The organism is Siminovitchia thermophila (assembly GCF_016909185.1).
Classification (GTDB): Bacteria; Bacillota; Bacilli; order Bacillales; family Bacillaceae_C; genus Siminovitchia; species Siminovitchia thermophila.
This window is the reverse complement of record NZ_JAFBFH010000007.1, coordinates 134,344-152,936: the sequence shown is the minus strand read 5'-3', so window position 1 is coordinate 152,936 and position 18,593 is coordinate 134,344. Positions and strand designations below refer to the sequence as shown.

21 protein-coding genes are annotated in these 18,593 nt (G+C 42.0%); 4 read left to right on the top strand and 17 right to left on the bottom strand.

What is annotated here, in order from left to right; translation table 11 throughout:
- The first annotated feature begins 117 nt into the window (after positions 1-117).
- Positions 118-522, top strand: a complete 405-nt coding sequence (locus JOC94_RS07115; RefSeq protein WP_077109597.1) for a helix-turn-helix domain-containing protein — start codon at positions 118-120, stop codon at positions 520-522.
- Between the two features lie 230 nt (positions 523-752).
- On the opposite strand, the gene nagB is transcribed toward JOC94_RS07115, so the two are convergent.
- Entirely contained in the window at positions 753-1,460 is a 708-nt protein-coding gene (gene nagB / locus JOC94_RS07110; protein WP_077109598.1) for a glucosamine-6-phosphate deaminase, read from the bottom strand.
- A gap of 246 nt (positions 1,461-1,706) precedes the next feature.
- On the bottom strand, positions 1,707-2,894 hold the full coding sequence (megL, locus tag JOC94_RS07105; RefSeq protein WP_077109599.1) for a methionine gamma-lyase: 1,188 nt from the start codon (positions 2,892-2,894) through the stop codon (positions 1,707-1,709).
- 199 nt (positions 2,895-3,093) lie between these two features.
- Here megL and JOC94_RS07100 point away from each other — a divergent pair, with 199 nt between their 5' ends.
- Together JOC94_RS07100 and JOC94_RS07095 are read left to right on the top strand one after the other, a co-directional pair.
- The gene (locus JOC94_RS07100; protein WP_077109600.1) at positions 3,094-4,167 is read left to right on the top strand and encodes a C40 family peptidase; all 1,074 of its coding nucleotides are present in this window, start codon (positions 3,094-3,096) and stop codon (positions 4,165-4,167) included.
- Between the two features lie 132 nt (positions 4,168-4,299).
- Positions 4,300-5,826 carry an alkaline phosphatase gene (locus tag JOC94_RS07095; RefSeq protein ID WP_077109601.1) on the top strand — a complete coding sequence of 509 codons (1,527 nt, stop codon included), beginning with the start codon at positions 4,300-4,302 and terminating at the stop codon, positions 5,824-5,826.
- A 200-nt stretch (positions 5,827-6,026) separates the two neighbouring features.
- Here the strand turns inward: JOC94_RS07095 and JOC94_RS07090 are convergent, their stop codons facing one another.
- Together JOC94_RS07090 and JOC94_RS07085 are read right to left on the bottom strand one after the other, a co-directional pair.
- Positions 6,027-6,212: a hypothetical protein gene (locus tag JOC94_RS07090; protein WP_077109602.1), complete on the bottom strand. Its 186-nt coding sequence runs from the start codon at positions 6,210-6,212 to the stop codon at positions 6,027-6,029.
- A complete protein-coding gene (locus JOC94_RS07085) occupies positions 6,209-6,592 on the bottom strand; it encodes a single-stranded DNA-binding protein (RefSeq protein ID WP_077109603.1) in 384 nt (127 codons plus the stop codon). The genes JOC94_RS07090 and JOC94_RS07085 overlap by 4 nt, the downstream gene beginning before the upstream one ends.
- A gap of 269 nt (positions 6,593-6,861) precedes the next feature.
- Between JOC94_RS07085 and JOC94_RS07080 the strand changes: the two genes are divergently transcribed.
- Positions 6,862-7,302 carry a YwpF family protein gene (locus JOC94_RS07080; RefSeq protein WP_077109604.1) on the top strand — a complete coding sequence of 147 codons (441 nt, stop codon included), beginning with the start codon at positions 6,862-6,864 and terminating at the stop codon, positions 7,300-7,302.
- Positions 7,303-7,328: 26 nt separating this feature from the next.
- On the opposite strand, the gene JOC94_RS07075 is transcribed toward JOC94_RS07080, so the two are convergent.
- The 13 genes from JOC94_RS07075 to JOC94_RS07015 all read right to left on the bottom strand — a co-directional run bounded on the left by JOC94_RS07075 (position 7,329) and on the right by JOC94_RS07015 (position 18,577).
- Positions 7,329-7,616 (bottom strand): hypothetical protein, encoded by a 288-nt coding sequence (locus tag JOC94_RS07075; protein WP_077109605.1) that lies wholly within the window; start codon positions 7,614-7,616, stop codon positions 7,329-7,331.
- Positions 7,617-7,806: 190 nt separating this feature from the next.
- The gene (fabZ, locus tag JOC94_RS07070; RefSeq protein WP_077109606.1) at positions 7,807-8,232 is read right to left on the bottom strand and encodes a 3-hydroxyacyl-ACP dehydratase FabZ; all 426 of its coding nucleotides are present in this window, start codon (positions 8,230-8,232) and stop codon (positions 7,807-7,809) included.
- 47 nt (positions 8,233-8,279) lie between these two features.
- Entirely contained in the window at positions 8,280-8,555 is a 276-nt protein-coding gene (locus tag JOC94_RS07065) for a DNA-directed RNA polymerase subunit beta (RefSeq protein ID WP_077109607.1), read from the bottom strand.
- 32 nt (positions 8,556-8,587) lie between these two features.
- Positions 8,588-9,418: a flagellar hook-basal body protein gene (locus tag JOC94_RS07060; RefSeq protein WP_077109608.1), complete on the bottom strand. Its 831-nt coding sequence runs from the start codon at positions 9,416-9,418 to the stop codon at positions 8,588-8,590.
- Between the two features lie 19 nt (positions 9,419-9,437).
- On the bottom strand, positions 9,438-10,217 hold the full coding sequence (locus JOC94_RS07055; protein WP_077109609.1) for a flagellar hook-basal body protein: 780 nt from the start codon (positions 10,215-10,217) through the stop codon (positions 9,438-9,440).
- 15 nt (positions 10,218-10,232) lie between these two features.
- Positions 10,233-11,234, bottom strand: a complete 1,002-nt coding sequence (gene mreB, locus JOC94_RS07050; RefSeq protein WP_077109610.1) for a rod shape-determining protein — start codon at positions 11,232-11,234, stop codon at positions 10,233-10,235.
- Between the two features lie 881 nt (positions 11,235-12,115).
- On the bottom strand, positions 12,116-12,376 hold the full coding sequence (gene spoIIID / locus JOC94_RS07045) for a sporulation transcriptional regulator SpoIIID (protein ID WP_077109611.1): 261 nt from the start codon (positions 12,374-12,376) through the stop codon (positions 12,116-12,118).
- 865 nt (positions 12,377-13,241) lie between these two features.
- Complete coding sequence (locus JOC94_RS07040) at positions 13,242-14,273, bottom strand: peptidoglycan DD-metalloendopeptidase family protein (RefSeq protein ID WP_236017006.1); 1,032 nt, start codon at positions 14,271-14,273, stop codon at positions 13,242-13,244.
- 159 nt (positions 14,274-14,432) lie between these two features.
- A complete protein-coding gene (gene spoIID, locus JOC94_RS07035; protein ID WP_077109614.1) occupies positions 14,433-15,455 on the bottom strand; it encodes a stage II sporulation protein D in 1,023 nt (340 codons plus the stop codon).
- 136 nt (positions 15,456-15,591) lie between these two features.
- A complete protein-coding gene (murA, locus tag JOC94_RS07030) occupies positions 15,592-16,911 on the bottom strand; it encodes a UDP-N-acetylglucosamine 1-carboxyvinyltransferase (RefSeq protein ID WP_077109615.1) in 1,320 nt (439 codons plus the stop codon).
- A gap of 32 nt (positions 16,912-16,943) precedes the next feature.
- Complete coding sequence (locus JOC94_RS07025) at positions 16,944-17,663, bottom strand: YwmB family TATA-box binding protein (RefSeq protein ID WP_077109616.1); 720 nt, start codon at positions 17,661-17,663, stop codon at positions 16,944-16,946.
- 174 nt (positions 17,664-17,837) lie between these two features.
- Entirely contained in the window at positions 17,838-18,077 is a 240-nt protein-coding gene (locus JOC94_RS07020; protein ID WP_077109617.1) for a DUF1146 family protein, read from the bottom strand.
- Positions 18,078-18,175: 98 nt separating this feature from the next.
- Positions 18,176-18,577 carry a F0F1 ATP synthase subunit epsilon gene (locus JOC94_RS07015; protein ID WP_077109618.1) on the bottom strand — a complete coding sequence of 134 codons (402 nt, stop codon included), beginning with the start codon at positions 18,575-18,577 and terminating at the stop codon, positions 18,176-18,178.
- Between the last annotated feature and the right edge of the window lie 16 nt (positions 18,578-18,593).

The following is an 18,593-nucleotide window of genomic DNA, read 5'->3' as shown; positions in this document are numbered from 1 at the left end:
TGTATAATTCTCATTATTTTAAAATGAAATAGGAAAATTTATTACAAAATTGAATATCAAGCTTTCGAGAAGAAAAAACCCGTTATGTTTAGACAAAAAAGTTAACGGGGGATGACGATGGCTTTTCATGAAGAGTTAAGGAAATATCGCGTGGAAATATTAAAATTAAGCCAGGAAGAGGCCATACGCCGTCTTCATATCAGCCAAACCGCCCTTTCTTTTTATGAGACAGGAAAAAGACAAATTACAATAGACATGTTAAAAGACTTTAAACGTGCCTATTCCATTCCCGATGAACAATTGATGCGGATGATGTTTGGTGATCCGACAGGAAAAGAGTACCCGCCCCTTGTTTTGCGGGAACATTCCCGGGATGCCGATATGCAGCGCGTCATTGAAATGCTTCAAAAAAATCCGAAATTGCTAAACGCTCTTGTCAATTTGTCGTATGCATCCGAGAAAACCCAAAAAGCGCTCACTGAGCTCCTTCCTCACCTGCTAAAATTTAATGAAAATCAATAGAAGGTTTCTCAGCTTATTGAGATCCAAGTCCTTTTTTTAGGGAAGCTATATTTACGAGCAGGACGCGGCTTCGCAAGATCACTGAAACAAACAAGAAAAAGAAGCTGCGACGAACGATAAAAACCGAACCTCTGCTTTGGCTGAACTGCTCCCCTTTAAGCATCCAGGTTTTCATTTTTTACCTGTCTGCTTAAAGGGGAGCATGTCGGGCCGGGGTTCGGTTTTTATATTTATCTTTTCAATTTTTCGGCAGCACCCTCATCCAAAATGACCCAAGCGTGTTCATGCTTTTGCAAAACAGACGCTGGACAATCGACTGATACAGGACCTTCTACCATCTTGCGCACAGCATCTGCTTTTCCTTCTCCAAACGCAAGCATGATAATTTCCTTGGCAGCCATGATTGATGAGATGCCCATTGTAATGGCCTTAGTGGGGACTTCTTCGTCCTTTTCAAAGAATCGTTTATTTGCTTCACGTGTAGAAGGGGTCAGTTCGGCAACATGAGTAAGAGAATGGAAGGATGTTCCCGGTTCGTTGAAGCCGATATGGCCGTTAGGGCCGATTCCCAATATTTGCAAATCAACGGGATTTTCTTTGAGAATTTGCTCGTATCGCTCACATTCTTCCTGCGGGTCTTCTGCCATTCCATTTGGTAGATACGTATTTTTAAAGTTCATGTATTTAAACAATTCTTCTTGCATGTAATAGTTGTAACTTTGAGGACTATCCGGCGAGAGCCCAATATATTCATCCAGATTTACTGTCGTGACATGGGAAACATCCCATCCTGAAGTACGAATCTTCTCATACAATTTTAGGGGCGTGCTTCCCGTTGCCAAACCAAGTGTCTTCAGCCCATTTCCGAACCTTCTTTTAAAAATATCATATGCCTGTTCTGTTGCCTCTTCAGCGGTTTTACATATTAACACGTTCATTCAAGCTTCCTCCTTTACATGCCGATCTTCTCATTGAAGCCCTGAGGTTTTAAAGGGAGGCGCATATCTGTCAGCACCCAGACATTTATCCTTCCTTAAAACTCAGTATGACATTTTTTTATTATAGCAGTCCCTCTTTTTTTATGACAATGAGAAAATCAACCAGCACGTAACACATCGTCATGAAAGCTCATCATCATCAGAAAAAAAAGCTTGCCCTGTATATAGACAAGCTATCTTCAAATTTTATTTTATTCCATCAAGTGCCTGTTTCAAATCAGCCCAAATATCTTCCCAAGCTTCTAAGCCGACGGACAGCCGGATCAATGTGTCGGAAATGCCCATCTTTTCACGCTCATCCTTCGATATTCCGGCATGGGTCATCGATGCGGGATGTTGAATAAGCGTTTCGGTGTCTCCCAGACTGACCGCGAGCTTGATGAGCTGTACGCGGTTTAAAATGGCCTGCGCCTCTTCCTTCGTACCTTTCACTTCAAAGCTGATCATGCCGCCTGAACGCCTCATCTGCTTTTGGGCTAATTGATATTGTGGAAACTCCTCATCCCCGGGATAAAACATTTTTCCGACTTTTGGGTGTGCTTTTAATGTTTCAGCAATTTTTTTAGCATTGTCGCAGTGGCGGTCTAATCTGACTGCCAGCGTTTTTAAACCACGTATGAGCAACCACGCGTCAAATGGAGAAATAATCCCTCCGATATCTTTTCTGACAGACGCGGCCATTTCCGCCATCTCTTCCTTGTCGGCCCCAACGACAATTCCGGCAATGACATCCCCGTGACCTCCAATATATTTGGTGGCACTGTGCACAACATAGTCACAACCAAGTGTTAGCGGTTGCTGTAAATACGGGGAGCAGAACGTGTTGTCAACAACGACTCGAATACCATGTTCTTTCGCCACTTTTACAATCATTTCGAGATCGACAAGCTTCATGGTCGGGTTAATCGGCGTTTCAACATAAATAACCGCAGTTTCTGCGCGAATTGCTTTACGCAACGTTTCTTCGTCATCCATATTGATCAAGTCATGGTCTATTTCATACTTTTGCTTTAACAGTTGTAAAAGCCCAAACGTACAACCATAAATGCCATCCGAACATAAAATGTGGTCATTGGATTTCGTTAAATGAAATAATGTGGCGCTTACTGCAGCCATTCCTGAAGTAAAAGCGAGTGCGGCTGCCCCATTTTCCAGCGCCGCCATTCTTTCTTCCAGTATGGCAATGGTCGGATTGCCAAACCGTGAGTAAATATGCCCTTCTGATTCACCGGCAAAACGGGACTCCCCTTCTTCCGCTGTCGGGAAAGAGAACGTTGATGTTTGGAATAAAGGCGGGGTCAGGCTGCCTGAATGCTCTAGCGGGTTATACCCCGCGTGTATTACTTGTGTCTCAATATTGTTATTCTTTTTCACTGTATAACCTCCTGGAATACATCTCTTCTTTCATTTTATGATATCACCGTCATGATGAAAAGAATTACATTTCGTATTGATTGGAAATATATGGTTTCTTTATTAAAATAATGTAACATTTTGTATTATTTTCATGAAATGTGGATTTTTTATGTTAAACTGGCTGAAAAGCCATTCAAAACTTAGGGGGAATACAAATATGAGGAAAAAGCTGGTAGGCGCTGCCACGGTAGCTATTATGGCGACTACTTTTGCTGGAAAAGCCTCTGCATCATCTTACGAGGTAAAGCCGGGGGACAGTCTTTGGAAAATAGCTAATCAGTTTAAAACTAGCGTATCCCGTCTCAAGGAAATAAACAAATTAAATACCGATATTATATTCCCAAAGCAAGTATTGAAAATTGACGCCACATCTACATCAAACCAATCGGCAGCACCCGCCGCAAGACCATCTTCTTCCAGTACTGGAAGTTCTTCTGGATCAAGCGCTACATATACCGTTAAGTCCGGAGATTATTTAATTAAAATCGCAAACATGCACAATACGAGCGTCGCTCAATTAAAATCTTTGAACGGCTTAAGTTCGGATCTTATTCGAGTCGGGCAAGTTTTGAAAGTGTCTGGAAGTGCAAGTGGATCACCTGCTCAAAACTCACCGGCACCAACACCAGCACCAAGCTCGGGTTCCGGTAACAGTGGTGGAACATATAAAATTGTTGCAGGAGATACATTAAGCAAAGTTGCTGCCCGTTATGGGACAACCGTTAACCGTCTTAAGCAGATAAACGGGCTGAGATCTGACTTGATTTTTGCCGGACAAACACTGAAAGTAAGCGGTGGGACATCGCCAGGAAGCAGCCAACCCCCGCAACAAGCAAGCCCGGCTCCAACCAAGCCGCAGCCGGTTAAACAAACCGGATCGGGCGTCATTGATACCGCAAAGAGTTTGGTTGGAACGAAATATGCTTGGGGAGGATCTTCACCTGCCGGATTTGACTGCAGCGGCTTTATTCACTACGTGTTTAAACAGTCAGGAAAAAGCATTAGCAGAACAAGCGCAGAAGGATATTATAACCGTTCTTATTTTATAAACAACCCACAGCCAGGGGATTTGGTTTTTTTCAAAAATACATATAAAAGTGGTATTTCCCATCTTGGGATTTATATTGGCGGCGGACAATTCGTCCACGCCGGCAGTAATGGCGTAGAAATTTCAAATGTAAACAATTCTTATTGGAAGAGCAAATTTGACAGTTATAAAAAGTTTTATTAATCACTTTTCCCGCAGCAATTGATAAGCTGCGGTTTTTTGTTTTGATCATGCCGTATAATTCTTTTTTTATGAATAAAATACCGTTTTTACCCGAATAATAAACATCATTTATAACTCTGAGGAAGTGTTTAAATGGTCAGAAAAATATTTATGATGTTGCTATTATTCGGGCTACCCTTTTCCACTCCTTGGAAAGAAGAAGATAACGAAGCGAGCAAGAAGCAAAAGAATGTCATCTTTATGGTGATGGATGGTACAAACGCCGACGTGATCACATTGGCGAGACATTATAAAGGAGAGCCGCTCGCACTCGATTCCATCTTAACCGGCGGCGTACAAACATATTCCTACCAATCCGCGATTACAGACTCGGCCGCAGCAGCCTCCGCCATGGCCACCGGTCATAAAACGTTAAAAGATTATATAGGGATGGTGCCCTATCAAGACACTGATGGAAAAATAAGAGGACGTCCAGTAGCAACCATAATGGAAGCAGCCAAAGCGAAAGGACTTGCAACTGGCATTGTAGCTACATCCCCTGTCCAGCATGCCACTCCGGCCGCTTTTTCATCCCACACAATGAGCCGTGATAACATGCATGAAATCGGCCAACAGCAAGCACACCAAAACATCGACATCCTGCTGGGCGGCGGCAAAAAATATGCATTTGTAAATGAAAACAGGGATATTCGTATGGTCCAGACAAAATCCGAATTGCAAAAAGCAAAAGAAAACGAGCTATACGGCTTTTTTGCCGAAGAAGACATGGCGTACGACCTCGATCGGCCAACGCTGAATCCGGAACAACCATCCCTTGTTGATATGACAAAAAAAGCTTTAGGCGCGCTATCCAATCATCCGAAAGGTTTTTTTCTATTTATTGAAGGAAGCAAAGTTGATTATGCAGCACATAAAAACGATCCAGTAGGCATGATAAGCGAGGTACTGGCTTTTGATGCAGCAGTAAAGGAAGCGCTGGCATTTGCCAAGAAACATCGGAACACGCTTTTAATCGCAGTTGCCGATCATGGGAACAGCGGTTTAACGATGGGAAATGAGCAAACAGACGAAACATATGCCGAGACGCCGGCGGAAAAGTTTGTCGCCCCCTTAAAAAAAGCCTCATTAACTGTCACGGGAGCTGTTTCCCAATTGAAACATGACCGCTCCAATTTAGAAGAAGTTCTCCATCTTTATGGTTTGGACAATCTATCGCAAAGTAACATTAAGAAGATCAAGGAAAGCAAAGACATTGAAAAGGAACTTGTCACCCTGATGGCAGAACGGGCACATCTTGGATTCACCACTCGCGGCCACTCTGGAGAGGATGTTTTTCTATACGCATACGGGCCCAAAAAGCCTACTGGGCTCATCAATAATACCGACCTTCCCGCCAAAGTAGTAGGACATCTGGAGCTTGGCCCCCTTTCTGAGTTCACGAAAAAAAGCTTCATCCCTGCCCAACAATATTACGAAAATAAAGGATATGAAACGAGGAGTGAAAGAAAAGCGAATAGCGGCGACGTATTTATTGCCAGGAAAGGAACTACTGTTGTCGAATACCCTGCTAATCAAAATAAAAGAAAAATAAATGGCCGTGAAGAAAAATTGCCCGGCATTGTCGTTTTTAACGGGCACACCTTTTGGATCCCTAAATGAAACCTCTATGTTACGGACAGAAAGTAATTGGCTCGAACTCAATACATCCAGGCGGCAAGCACTCTGCCTGGATGTCTTAATTCATACCACAACATGAAATGGTTCCAAAAGAAAAAAGACCAGCTTTTACCTGCTGGTCTGCCAAAATGAGGATATGATGCGGAGAGTTGATATAGAAAGGATAGAATCAACCATTATTGTTATTTTTTCTCGAGGGAAATATGTTGTTTAGAAAGAGTGGGATGGCCGGGAAAATGTTCAAGCAAAAGCTCAAGCTGGTAAACCCGATCAGTGAGAGAATGGATTTTTTCGTTGGCTTTGCCCAGCATAAAAATGAGGTCGCTGATCAGTATTTCCAGCGATTGATACGTGGGGACCTGCTTCAAACATTCACCTCCTTAAACTCAAGCGTTTCAGCAGGCGATTTTGAAGGACTTTCACGTGCCGGCTTTCCGCCCATAAACTTGACGGAATCCGCCATTACCTCGGTCACGTATACTCTTTTCCCATCTTGGTCCTCATAGTGTCTCGTTTGAATTTTACCGATTACACCGATGACGGACCCTTTACTGCAATATTTGGCAGTGTTTTCCGCGGTTTTGTTCCATAAAGTACATAGGACGAAGTCTGCGTCATATTCACCATTGGCATTTTTATAATGGCGGTTTAAAGCAAGCATAATGTTGAGCACTGCCCGCCCCTCCATTGTATACCGCAGTTCGGGATCTTTTGTCAGCCTGCCTACCAACGTTACTTGGTTAATCAATCAATCACCCCTTTCATTATTTTCATACTTAGTATATAGGGTCCAATCACCTATTGTAAAATAGGGAAAATTCATTTTTTCGTGAAAGCTCCCTCCGAAAACTAGAAAATCTTCTAAGAACTGATCGCTTTACTGCGGGTTTTCGCTGCCAAACAATAAAAATAAATCAATTTACATGTTCTTTCCATAGGCAAAAACCGGATATCACAATACAACGAATGGGTTAAGTGTTATAATTTTATAAAAGAAACGTATGGAGGAGACGCGATTTGAAAACCTTTAAAATCGTTGCCCTGCAAGTTTTAGAGGAAAAACAAGCCAAGAACATACCGTTGAAAGATGGTTTAATCATCAATAAAGAAAATGAAGATGGGAGCTGGGTGATTGAAGCATTTATCGATGCACAATATAAACCGTATTTCGAAGAGTTGCGTGAACAAAACATGCCGCTTGAAATCCGGGTTATCATTACCCATGCAGCCAATGATCCGGCTCCATTCACTGTAAAAATACACCAGATCGTGGATATGGAGGAACATATTAGTGTGCTCTTCTCCGGTCGCTTGAGTAAAAGACGCAATGAGTATTTGGAACTTCTCCTCGACGATTTGATTAAAGAAGGCTTGGAAGGAGAAGAACTGCTGACCGAATTTAAAGCAAGAATGAAAATAGGTAAAAAGCCTGTTGGCAGCATAAAAAAGTCAAAATAAAAAAGCAGGGCATTGACCCCGCTTTTTTATTGATTGTTTTCGTTGTCATCCATGTTCGGATCGTTATTTAAATCATTATCCGCATCATTCATCTTGCCGTTGTCATCGAGGTTGTTACCGTCATTGTTGTCATTGTTGTCATTGTTGTCTCCGTCATTTACACCGTTGTTGGTGTCGTTCGTTCCGTTATTATCCTCGACTACCCCGTTGTTATTATCGTTCGGCTCCTGGTCATTGTCATTATTTGCGCATCCAACTAACAGCAATGACGCAAGTACTGCTCCTCCAATCATTTTTGACACTTTTGGACTCATTTGGTAAGCTCCTTTCAGATTTTATTCGTCCCGCATCATTCCGGGCAGATCGGCATTGCCGATTTTCCGTTTTCTGTTGGACCCTTTTAGGCCTGACATTAGCTTTCCCAAAATCCCCAAAATACTTCAAAAAAATATGTTAGAAAGGAATAATTCACAAAAAAATACCCTCTCTGCTTTCTTATAGCCGTTATTCTCCTAGAGCAAACATGATTTCCGTTTCACAAACGACTTCATTATTGACGGTGGCAACCCCTTTTCCTTTGCCGACCGGCCCTTTGACACGGATCATCTCCACTTCCAGTCTTAACTGATCTCCAGGTTTTACTTGCCGTTTGAAACGGCATTTGTCAATTCCGCCAAAAAAAGCAAGTTTTCCCCTGTTTTCCTCCTTTTTAAGCATCGCAACAGCCCCTACCTGCGCCAATGCTTCTACGATAAGTACTCCAGGCATAACAGGATAGTCCGGGAAATGCCCGTTAAAAAAATCCTCATTCACTGTTACATTTTTTATGCCAACAGCCCGTTTTCCTTCTTCCACTTCCAAAATTTGGTCAATAAGTAAAAATGGATAACGGTGAGGAATAATTTCTTTTATTTGGTTAATATCAAGCATATTTCGACTCCTCCTCATATTGAAAAGGAAGGCTATTATGCCTTCCATCAACGATCTTTATTTACTAAATCAATAATATGGGTCCAAGTTGATTTTTTCAAGGCATCCTGCGGCTTTCCATCTCCAATGACACTGTATCCGACGACTACCCCGGCTATCAAGCAGATAAAAAGGGAAAGAAGGACAATGATCGTCCGCAGCCAAATGGGAATGAGACGTACTTTGATTTTTTCCGGGGAACGTTGCTTTTTTTTCTCTTCATGCCGCTTTTCTTTTTTATGGATCGCTTTTGCTTCTTCTTTACGTAAAAATTTAGCTGACATAGTAGAACCCCTTCGTATCGGCCGATCGGGAGTTACCTGATCCCATTCACTAGTCCCATCATTTGGTCGGCAAGCGTTACAGTTCTTGATTGAAATTGCATTGAACGTTGTGCAGTCATTAAGTCAGTCATTTCTTTTCCGATATCAACATTGGATAACTCAAGTGCGCCCGATTGCATGGAAATTTCATTGCTTCTTGCTCCATTTAATTCCGTATATATTATATCCGGGTTTACTGCCCCTTCCAAATCAGCCGGAATCCCAATAAGCGAATTGCCTTTTTGCTCCATAAATTGTGGGTTGTTTAACGAAATAACGCCCAAACGGAAGTTCATTTGCTGTCCGTTTGCCAAACGGGCTTCAAACAAGCCCGGCTGTATCATCGTCCACTGTTCTACTTTAGCCGGAACAGTGATGGACTGATTGTCTTCCGTAAGAACGGGATTTCCTTCTTTCGTCGTCAAGATATACTCGCCGTTCCCATTCAATTGAAATCCAAGTTCGCCATCTCTGGTAAACTGGATGGAGCCATCTTGAGCACGCACTTTTAAATATTGATTCTCTTTTGTAAAAGCAATATCCAACTGGCGCTCGGTTGATTTTAAAGGCCCTTGTGCAGCAATCATGGCTGTTTGTGATAATCTGGCACCGACTGATTGACGTATGCCGAAAGCAGATGTTCTTCCGACTTCAGCAGCTGTATTGGGTTGATTGTTTAATTGCTGGGCTATTAAGTCAGCGAAAGAAGCTTCTCGTCTTTTATAACCGGTGGTGCTTGAATTGGCGATGTTATTGCTAACCAATTCAACTTGCTGTTGCAACTGATTTAATGTGTTTACTGCTGTAATCATTGTTCTGTTCACTGTACATTCACCTTCTTATTTATCCATTGAGCCTTCCAATTTCATTGACTGCCTTGTCCAGGCTTTTGTCATAAGCTTGCAGTACTTTTTGATTGGCTTCAAAAGCGCGATATGCGGTCAGCATGTCAGTCATGGATCTTGTTAGATCAACATTCGACCCTTCAATGAAGCCTTGGGAAACCTCATATGTTTGGTTTGCCGCCAGCGGCAGAAGCTCCCCGTTCTCTGTTCTATACATTCCGTCTCCCTCTTTAAGAAGGGTTTCTGGATTTTCAGATACAGCCAGACGGAGCCGCGCTACCTGAGCTCCATTTTCAATAATTCGGCCTTCTCCGTCGACTTGAAATTGATCGCTGTTCAAGAGAATCCGATTTGAGTTTTCATCCAAGACATAATACCCGCTTTCTGTCGTTAAGTAACCGGATGAATCAACAGTGAAACGGCCATTTCTTGTATATTTTACTTGGCCGTCTTGCTCAATCGAAAACAGGACGTTCCCCATCCCGCGGTCCGACAAAGCTAAATCGGTTGTGCGGTCTGTCTGCCGCAAATCCCCCTGTATAAAACGGGGAATGATTTCTTGAACGTATACTCCGGTATGTAGTGATCCCACCCGCTGGTTCCGTGTCATGCCCGACGAATCAATTCTGTCCAACAACATTTCTGGAAAGGCCCGGGAGTATGCATGGTCGGCTTTATAGCCCGGTGTTTGCGCATTGCCCATATTATTGGACAACATTTCTGTTTTCCGCTGTGAAGCATACATGCCTGATGCGGCAGTATATAAACCTCTTAACATAAATACGCCTCCTTTTTAAACGAAACTTCTCTTGGCAATCCTGTCCATATTTTCAAGCATGATTCCCGTACCTGTCGCAACAGCATCCATCGGCTGCTCCGCAATCAGAACCGGAACCCGGAGCTCTTCAGCAAGCAACTGGTCGATTCCATGTAAAAGGGCGCCTCCGCCAGTAAGAATGACCCCTCTGTCGATAATGTCGGCAGAAAGCTCGGGCGGTGTTTTTTCAAGCACATTTTTCGCAGCCTGAACAATGACATCCACCGACTCTTTTAATGCACATTCGATTTCATCAGAACTTACAGTAATTGTCCTGGGCAGTCCTGTTACCATATCACGGCCGCGGATTTCCATTTTTTCATCCCTTGCCCCCGGAAATACCGTTCCGATCTCCACTTTGATGTTTTCGGCTGTTCTCTCTCCAATTAAGAGCTTGTACTCTTTCTTTATGTAATTCAATATGTCATTGTCAAAATTGTCTCCGGCCATTTTAATCGATGCGGATGTAACAATATCACCCATGGACAAAACCGCCACATCCGTTGTTCCTCCGCCAATATCAATGACCATATTTCCGCTTGGCTGGAAAATATCCATTCCTGCTCCAATCGCAGCTACCTTTGGCTCTTCTTCCAAATACACTTTTTTTCCGCCGCTTTTTTCAGCAGCTTCTCTGATTGCTTTTTGCTCCACACTCGTAATATTCGTTGGACAGCAAATCAGAATGCGTGGCTTGGATAAAAAGCCCTTGACATTTAACTTGTTGATAAAGTGCTTTAACATTGTTTCAGTAACATCAAAATCGGCAATGACTCCATCTTTTAAAGGACGGATTGCGACAATGTTTCCGGGTGTGCGGCCAACCATGCGTCTAGCTTCTTCTCCGACCGCGAGTACCCTGTTCAAATTGCGGTCTATAGCCACTACAGACGGTTCATTTAATACGATGCCCTGTCCCTTTACATGTATTAAAACGTTTGCCGTCCCCAAGTCAATGCCGATATCTTTTGCGAACATTCGAATCCCTACCTTCAATATTTAAATAAAAAATTATGTATGTAATTCGTCCTATGTTAGATTTCCCTAATGTAATATTTTATCATACCTTTGAAATGAAAAGGAGATCGTTTACAAAAAACTTGACAAGTTTTTTGTTTTTATTACACAAAATGACAAATGCAAAAAAGAAGGCATTTTGCCTTCTCGTTTTAATAATATGATTATTTAGGATACTATGGGGTTATTTTCGATACGATGCTTGGCAATGAAAAAATAACTTATTACAGACTGTTTTTTGGGGATTTTTGTTCCTTCTATAATGTGGCTTTTGAAAAATAATAATAAAAGGGAGTAATTATAGATATAAAAAATGAATAGGCCCTTGATACTACATACAGTATTCAAAAATCAGCTTTAACTGATGATTATGTTCTCAAGTCTAATCGTATCAATAATCGCCATAGCTATTTCTATATAATAGCTCTCGCTTGCTTTAACTGAGTGAGAAGAGCTATTTCATTATCGAGCTTACTTGTAATGTGGCTGTATACCAGGATGCAGTTACAGCAACCGGATTGTTTGTAAAGAAAACTAAATTTTAATTGGAAAATGTGTTAGGGGTTTTACAGTTATCCTTGTTAACAGTACTTTTTCTTTTTTCATTTGTCATTTAATCTGCCAATTCCTCCTCAACATTCGTATTTGGCAATCAAAAAATGTAACAAAGGGCATCAGGTATGTTCATTTAATTGTATAAAGATCCAATGCGATGTCGCTTGTGGGTGGGAGTCGTTTTCAAATAGATGAACCTTCTATATACTTAGTTATAAAGAAAGCTTGTAGAGAAAAAATATTTACTTTCACTACAAGCTGAGAAGGCATTTTGCCTTTATTTCAAATTATTTTTGCAATTCTGCCTTTTTATATTTTTGCTTTGTCGCTTCTCCTCCTCGTAAATGCCTGATTGATTTATGGTACTCTAATATACTTTTGACTTGAACGGCTAATTCCGGATTGATTTCCGGCAGCCGCTCGGTTAAATCTTTGTGGACAGTACTTTTGGATACGCCAAACTCCTTCGCAATCATGCGAACTGTTTTTCTCGTCTCCACGATATACCTTCCAATCTTGATTGTACGTTCTTTGATGTAATCGTGCACACCACTCGCCCTCCCTAAATTGGATGTGAGGAGTGTGAAATGAGACTCGTTTTATCAAAAAGTTGCTGGGTCTGCTTTTTCGGAAACCATCGTTTTCCAAAGCATACTGCGCGGCTGGAAAATCACTTTTTACAAGAAAATTACTTTTACAGGAATTAAACAAATATTTAACAGAATGTGGGATCCATATTAACGATTGCTCACCTCAAGCACTCTCTATTTTTTGTTGGTGTTTGTATCATCTTATTTGTCCTGCTCATGATATATGCTCGAAATAGCCAATAAGGACAAGGATAGGCGAAAATTCATTCAAATAATAAGCGCTTGCAAACACTTACGTAAAAAACAAAGTGAAATTGCAATGAAGAGTGGTATGTGGCGCCTTAGGTCTCCGGGTTCATTCTTCCACGCTCAGAAGCAGCAGAAAAGCAGAAGCGCCCGTTTAGCAACGTACCCAATGAACTGCAAGCCGGGAGAGGCCCACCAGATATGGAGCGTGCAGGCGCCGCTACACGATGAGGCATTCTTAACCTGCAAACCAGAGGGAAAAGCGCAACAAAGGCTAAGATCAAAAGCGTCCTGATCTGGCAGGAACGTGCTCGAAAGCTTACGCTTTTTCTCGGTGCGATTTAACGATTCCGAAACTTCCTTTTCATTGCACTCATACCCTGTACGCCGCAACACCTTTGTCATCGCCCCTTTGAAAAACTGCGATGTGCCGCTGCCATCGTTTTTTCTTTTGCCGCTCCGAACAAATCGGGCGTTTACGGGCAGTTGAACCCCATTTGCAACGATCACTCACCTAGATTTCTTTATGAAAAATAAAAAAGACAAGCGCATCTGCTTGCCTCCTATTTTGAATATATTATTCTTCCGTTTCTTTTTCTGGTTGTAATTCTTTTCCGGTTTCTGTTTGTTCACCGTCTGAATCACCAGTGCTTTCATTCATTTTTTCATCGTCTGAACCACCGGTGCTTTCATTCGCTTTTTCTTCATCTGAACCACCGGTACTTTCATTCGCTTTTTCTTCATCTGAACCACTGGTGCTTTCATTCACTTTTTCTTCATCTGAACCACTGGTGCTTTCATTCACTTTTTCTTCATCTGAACCACTGGTGCTTTCATTCACTTTTTCTTCATCTGAACCACCGGTACTTTCTTCAACCTCGTTATTTTTTTCACCGGACGTATCAGCCGGTTTTTCTACTTTTTCAAAAGCGGTAAATGGCTGGCCAAAGAAATCAATCGGGTTGAGTGCCGTATTGTCTTTTCTAATCTCAAAATGAACATGATTTTTCGCTTCTTTATTAAGCTGGCTCGTTCCAGAAGTTCCAAGGACATCTCCTTGTTTTACATTATCTCCGGACTTCACTTTCATGTCTTTTACAGATTGATAAATGGTTTTGACGGCATTGTCATGCTCGATTTCGATGACATTTCCAAGCAGGGAGTCTTGTCTTGCGGAAACCACTTTTCCGCTAAGTGAAGCAACCACTTCAAATTCTTTCCCATCTTTCATGGCAATGTCAACACCCATGTTTGGACGGTATGTGCTCCCATCAACGACGAGTGCAGCTTCTTGCTCTTCCATGGATGCATTTGTATCGAAAAATTGCGTGACAATTTGAGCTTTATCTTCGTTTTTGACAGGCATTGCGACATTTTCAAAGGCCTGGTTCACTTCAATGGCTGAATCCTCGCCTGACATTCCCGTTAAATCTTGGCTGTCTTTAGCCAGGTTTTGATCATCCGTTGTTTTATTTCCTGCCGTTTGATACCAAAACAGCACCGAAATGAGCAATGCAGCACTTGCAAGATAAATGGCCGGAAACACCCACCGCTTTTTAAAAAAGTTTTTTAGAGAAGATCGTTTCTTTTCTTCCTCTCTCATTTTCATCACCTCTGCCATCATTGTGAACAAAAAGGCAGAATTATATACTCAAAAATGAGAAATTAACATCTTATTTTTCCGAAATACTAAAAATTTATTCATCGAATGGAACATGTAATTTTATCAAAGGGACAAAAAATCCGGCCTCAGGTCGAGGCCGGCTCGTTATTGACTGCTTGCCATGATTTTATCAAAGTAGCTGTTGGCATTTGAAATGGAGATTCCTTGATAATAGTGGCGGACAATTTCCTCATATTTTTTTCCTTCTTTTGCCATGCCATTGGCACCGTACTGACTCATCCCCACTCCATGCCCATAGCCTTTTGTTGAGACAATAATCGTGTCTCCTTTCCTTTTCCAACTAAAATCAGTTGACTGAAGACCGAGTTTTTCACGAATTTCCCTGCCGGTAAATGTTTTTCCCGCAATGGACACTTCAGCCACTTTTTTTCCCGATGTTCGCTTTGTGACCGTGCCGACATCATTGCTGTTCTCAAGACGAATGTTCAACTTTTGTTGAAACTCTTGAACACTAAACACTTTTCTGTCCTGAAACTTCGGTGAGTCGGCATCCCAGGGACTTTCTACACTTTTTAAATAAGGAACGGAATTGCTCCAATATTCTTCCGCATTTTCTGTGTAACCGTTGCTGGTTGAAAAAAAGGAGGCATTAATCGGTTTGTCTTGATACGTAAGTATTTTTCCTTTAGTCGCCTCGACGGCTTCTTTAATCTTTTTCATTTTCCAATCAAATTCTTTTCCCCAAAGCTGTTTTAGTTCTTGTTTATTTTTATACACTTGATGGTTGACAGTGTCCGAAACATCGGCATTTTGCGGAATACGTTCGTCCTTTGAGCTTAGAAGATGATTAACGATGTACGTTCTTGCGGTTAAAGCTTGTGCTTTTAGAGCCTCTTCTTCAAATTCAGCAGGCATTTCCGATGCGACTACCCCTTCTACATATTCTTCCAACTGGAGCTTTTCCACTGTATTCGTCGCTGTTCGCAAAACAGCGACTTCTGCAGCCGGTTTGGCTTTATCAACGCTTTGCTTGGTAGAGATTTTTTCTTCATCCAGTTTGGCCCCTGCTTTTTCATTGGAATAAGGCAAGACAAGTAAAGAAGGTATTAAGAAAGAAACTACTAATACAAGAATAGAAATGGCTAAAGCTGTTTTCAATGATTTCATGCCCGATGCCTCCAATATGAAATTAGAGCGGCCCGGATTGACCGCCTTAATTCAACTTATTCGAGAGGACAAGCATTTATGCTTATGTATGACAAAAGGCAAACCTGGACGAGGTTTGCCTTTATGATCAATCGATTCATTTGGGGTTTAAGCTTAGGTCGGGCTGGAAGCGTTGTTCTTCCAAATCAAACTCATCTGCTTCAACTTGAACACGTTCAATATCGGCTCCGAGCATTTGCAGCTTTTTATGAAAATCCAAATAGCCACGGTCTAAGTGCTTTAATTCTGTTACGCGTGTATAGCCTTCGGCCTTAAGTCCGGCAATGATGAGTGCGGCGGCAGCCCGCAAATCGGTTGCCGCGACTTCTGCACCTTGCAAGTTGCTCGGTCCTTCAATGATGACCGAACGTCCCTCTATCTTGATGTTGCTGTTCATTCTGCGGAATTCTTCCACATGCATAAAACGGTTCTCAAAAACAGTTTCCGTAATGACACTTGTACCCTGTGCACAAAGCAATAGCGCCATCATTTGAGATTGCATGTCTGTCGGAAAACCCGGGTAAGGCATCGTTTTAAGATCGACAGCCTTTAGTTTATCCGGACCTATTACCCGCAGCCCATCTTTTTCTTCGACTATTTCAACATTCATTTCTTGAAGTTTGGAGATAAGAGAAGCTAGATGCTCTGGGACTGCTCCATTTACAACAATATTGCCTCCGGTTATAGCTCCGGCCACCATGAAAGTCCCTGCCTCTATCCGATCTGGAATGATCGTATGGTCGGCTCCATAAAGCTTTTCGACTCCCTCAATTTTAATCGTTGCTGTTCCGGCGCCTTTTACAACAGCTCCCATTTTATTTAGATAATTGGCGAGGTCAACAATTTCCGGCTCTTTCGCGCAATTTTCCATAATGGTTGTGCCTTTGGCCAAAACGGCGGCCATCATGATATTTTGAGTTGCACCGACACTGGGAAAATCCAAGTAAATTTTTGCGCCTTTTAACTGGGTTGCTGATGCTTCAATGAAGCCATTACCGACTTCAACAGAGGCTCCCAATGCTTCAAAGCCTTTTAAATGAAGGTTAATGGGACGAGATCCGATCGCACATCCTCCTGGAAGTGCAACCCGTGCCTTTCCTTGTCTGGCCAAGAGAGAACCCATGACAAGAACGGAAGCTCTCATTTTACGAACATATTCAAAAGGCGCTTCATGTTGCAATTCATCCGAAGCATCGACATATACCGTTTTATTCTCAAAATGTACTTTTGCATTTAAATGACGCAACACTTCACCAATTGTAAATACATCGGAGAGAGTCGGTACATTTCGTATGATACTTTTTCCTTCGCTAGCCAATAGGGATGCAGCGATAACAGGCAAGACAGCATTCTTGGCGCCTTCTACAACTACGGTGCCGCTGAGCCTTTTTCCGCCGCGGACGATGATTTTTTCCAAGAGTGTTCCCCTCCGCGTCCATTTTCTTAATATTAATATTCATTTGTTAAGATGGGTGTGCCTATCACGAAGGATGTGCTTCCCGTCTCGTTCTTGCGCAGTCCAATCTGCAGATTCATTTCATGTTCAGTTAGCGAAATTGATTGTGAAAAAAGAGAGGAGTTAGCAGAAATAGAGTAAAAATCCTTTTCTTTTAGCGCCTCTTTTTCCTCAGCCTGGAAAAATAGCAGTAAGTCGTTGGCCAAATTTCCGGCATCTTCATTGAATACGCCTTTGATACAAGAGAAAACAAGTACATTACTTTCAAATAATTGGTCTGTTCTGGACTGGAGGATTTCTTCTATTTTCCTGGAAATGCGGGTGTTCCACACCTTCCCCGTCACTTCGTATAAACTATAAGATGAACCTCCGTCTTCCATGGTGACTACTTTGATCGTTTCTCGAAAGTCGTCATGTTCCATACGCCCCGTCACGTTGTCTAAACCGTTCTCTGAAGAAACAGTCCAAACCCATCCGGGAAACTGACTTTTCAAGTTATGTATGAACCGATCCTTTTCCGAAAGATCAATCGTTTCTCTTGTATGTAGAGACCATTCAATGATCGCACCCGAATTTTGGGAAACCCCACGTGCCAAGTGATCCATGTCCATATTTCCATAATTGGCCGCATTGGTGTTATTCCCGATAAAAGAGGCAATCAAACTGATCATAACCATCATTTGCAAAAAAAGAAAGAAATATTCTTTTCTCATCGTATTTCCCCTCCCTGATACCAGTGTTGCCACCAAGAAGGATGTCATACTGAGAGAAAAGCATCAAAAAAAGACAAATACTACTTTATAGTATATCCTATTTCGACAATTTTCTTCACCTGTTTCAAATCATAACAACAAATCGAAAATTTTAAATAGGCAAAAAGAGCTATATTATAAAAGGAATTGAAGTTGTCTGGACCAGTTGAGATAATCAAGAAAAAAATTGCTGACAGAAGAACCGATGGCGATTGTCAAAATGATGTACAACAATCTTGCTTGGAAGACACGATTTGCGCTTAGTAGTTTGTCAAAATGGAGTGCTTGTAAAGCCCAAAATGTAATGCCAATAAATACAAGATGGGAAATTATGCTCACGAGGGCCTGTTGTCCAATTTCCAACCCGTCGATCATAGATCCTTCCTCCCTACTTGTCATATATAAAGATCGTTCACAACAACACCTTCCGATCTGTCTGACCAGAAGGTGTTGTAAAAAAACATGTGTCACTTTTACTTATTCTGATAAACAGCTATTCGATTCATGGCTCGTTTTAATGCCAGTTCTGCCCGTTTAAAGTCTACATTATCACGCTTTGCTTGTAAATATTTCTCTGCTCTTGCTTTAGCAGCCTGAGCACGGGCAAGATCTATGCTTTCAGCTCTTTCAGCGGATTGGGCAAGAATCGTCACTTTTTCCGGACGAACTTCAAGAAAGCCGCCGCTGACCGCAACATATTCGGTTTTATCCGCCTTTTTTAAGCGAACTGCACCAATTTCAAGCGGCGCAACTAAAGGGATATGGCCTGGGAGAATTCCCAGCTCACCTGTTTCAGCTCTCGTACTGACCATTTCAGCTTCAGATTCATAAACGGGACCGTCCGGAGTAACAATGCTCACTTTTAAAACGTTCATGTTATCGCCTCCTCGT

What these genes read in the sequence shown, in the direction of transcription:
- JOC94_RS07115 (WP_077109597.1), top strand. Translation starts at nt 118, where the DNA reads ATGGCTTTTCATGAAGAGTTAAGGAAATATCGCGTGGAAATATTAAAA.
- nagB (WP_077109598.1), bottom strand. Translation starts at nt 1,460, where the DNA reads ATGAACGTGTTAATATGTAAAACCGCTGAAGAGGCAACAGAACAGGCA.
- JOC94_RS07100 (WP_077109600.1), top strand. Translation starts at nt 3,094, where the DNA reads ATGAGGAAAAAGCTGGTAGGCGCTGCCACGGTAGCTATTATGGCGACT.
- JOC94_RS07095 (WP_077109601.1), top strand. Translation starts at nt 4,300, where the DNA reads ATGGTCAGAAAAATATTTATGATGTTGCTATTATTCGGGCTACCCTTT.
- JOC94_RS07075 (WP_077109605.1), bottom strand. Translation starts at nt 7,616, where the DNA reads ATGAGTCCAAAAGTGTCAAAAATGATTGGAGGAGCAGTACTTGCGTCA.
- fabZ (WP_077109606.1), bottom strand. Translation starts at nt 8,232, where the DNA reads ATGCTTGATATTAACCAAATAAAAGAAATTATTCCTCACCGTTATCCA.
- JOC94_RS07065 (WP_077109607.1), bottom strand. Translation starts at nt 8,555, where the DNA reads ATGTCAGCTAAATTTTTACGTAAAGAAGAAGCAAAAGCGATCCATAAA.
- JOC94_RS07055 (WP_077109609.1), bottom strand. Translation starts at nt 10,217, where the DNA reads ATGTTAAGAGGTTTATATACTGCCGCATCAGGCATGTATGCTTCACAG.
- mreB (WP_077109610.1), bottom strand. Translation starts at nt 11,234, where the DNA reads ATGTTCGCAAAAGATATCGGCATTGACTTGGGGACGGCAAACGTTTTA.
- JOC94_RS07040 (WP_236017006.1), bottom strand. Translation starts at nt 14,273, where the DNA reads ATGAAAATGAGAGAGGAAGAAAAGAAACGATCTTCTCTAAAAAACTTT.
- spoIID (WP_077109614.1), bottom strand. Translation starts at nt 15,455, where the DNA reads ATGAAATCATTGAAAACAGCTTTAGCCATTTCTATTCTTGTATTAGTA.
- JOC94_RS07025 (WP_077109616.1), bottom strand. Translation starts at nt 17,663, where the DNA reads ATGAGAAAAGAATATTTCTTTCTTTTTTTGCAAATGATGGTTATGATC.
- JOC94_RS07020 (WP_077109617.1), bottom strand. Translation starts at nt 18,077, where the DNA reads ATGATCGACGGGTTGGAAATTGGACAACAGGCCCTCGTGAGCATAATT.
- JOC94_RS07015 (WP_077109618.1), bottom strand. Translation starts at nt 18,577, where the DNA reads ATGAACGTTTTAAAAGTGAGCATTGTTACTCCGGACGGTCCCGTTTAT.